This window comes from Wolbachia endosymbiont of Mansonella ozzardi, from assembly GCF_020278625.1.
Classification (GTDB): domain Bacteria; phylum Pseudomonadota; class Alphaproteobacteria; order Rickettsiales; family Anaplasmataceae; genus Wolbachia.
This window is the reverse complement of the sequence record NZ_JADAKK010000025.1, coordinates 1-1,270: the sequence shown is the minus strand read 5'-3', so window position 1 is coordinate 1,270 and position 1,270 is coordinate 1. Positions and strand designations below refer to the sequence as shown.

Genomic DNA, 1,270 nt, shown 5'->3' with positions numbered 1-1,270 from the left:
TTTTTGAAGCACATAGAAAGATGTAAAATTTTACTGCATTTAATTGATGTAACTCACAATGATGTCATTTCAGCGTATGATTGCACACACAATGAGTTGGAGCTTTACAATAGTGATCTTGTTAGAAAGGAGGAAGTTGTGGTGTTAAACAAATGTGACTTATCGGAAGAAGCAGAAATTATGGAGAAGAAGAATCACTTGGCTAACTACCTTGATAAAGAAGTACTATACTTATCAATCGATGATGATTTACAGCCCATTTTGAGGTCATTAAGTGAAAAATTGAAAAAGAACAACCCTAAGGAAACTGATGTATATGATCCTTTTAATTCATGAATTTCCCGTTCATGGCCACGTATAAACAAATCCGATATTACTTTCGACAACTTAAACAATTTTCTGTCAAGAATGGATATTTTAGACATAAAGCCCTATCATGTAAAAAATTCAGAAAAAACGCAACACACACACTATGGAGATTAAGCACGTGTGTGCACCCATGCACACTGAAGAAGATACGCTATATTTTTTTCAGTTGTTTAACAAAAAAGCCTGCAGATGGAGATAGATTTTGAGCTCTCTAAATATCTTTACTGTAATTATAGTAACACTGAATAAATAGGCGAAGTAATTTTTTGCTGGAAATCCATTTTATACAAAATATTCGATCTAATTTCACTTTATGACGGTATCATCCAAGTAGCCTTTTTTATTACCCCAACCCCACAGCTATATTAACATTGCAATTAGCAGGTAATTTGCGTAACAGACGGTGTCACCCCAGTGCTCTGACACTGGGATCCAGCCCTTCCCATGATCGTCAAAACACTGTATTTTAACATAAAACAGCTACTTTTATACTCACCACTTAATAAAATTCCTGGATGCCAGAGCTTGACACTAGCATGGCACCCTCCCAGTAGCACAATGTTTGTACAGCTGTGTGCTCCTTTCTTGCCATTTCAGAGTCCCTTTTTCTGTCATTCCAGCGCGTGGCGCTGGAATCTAGATGAAAAAAGTGTAGATCCTAGTGTCAAGTACTATGATGACAAAGGGGATGTCATTATAGTAGCCCCTTCTCTTGTCATCTAAGTAGCTGACACTGGGATCTATAATGTTGCTTTATCAATAAATATTTAATAAATTTACCAAATGAGAAAAAAAGGTAAAAGAAACCCCGTTAACTAGTTATTCACTATCTATCTTTTAAATTGACATTTTTTTTATTGTCTTAAACGCTTTAACAAACGCATTTTAGCTTATACTAGGT

Annotated in this window: 1 pseudogene; it reads left to right on the top strand. The window is 35.3% G+C overall.

Features of this window, described 5'->3' with window-relative positions:
* Positions 1-336: pseudogene (locus tag IHO40_RS03165) on the top strand (GTPase ObgE); the annotation flags it as partial.
* Positions 337-1,270 lie beyond the last annotated feature (934 nt).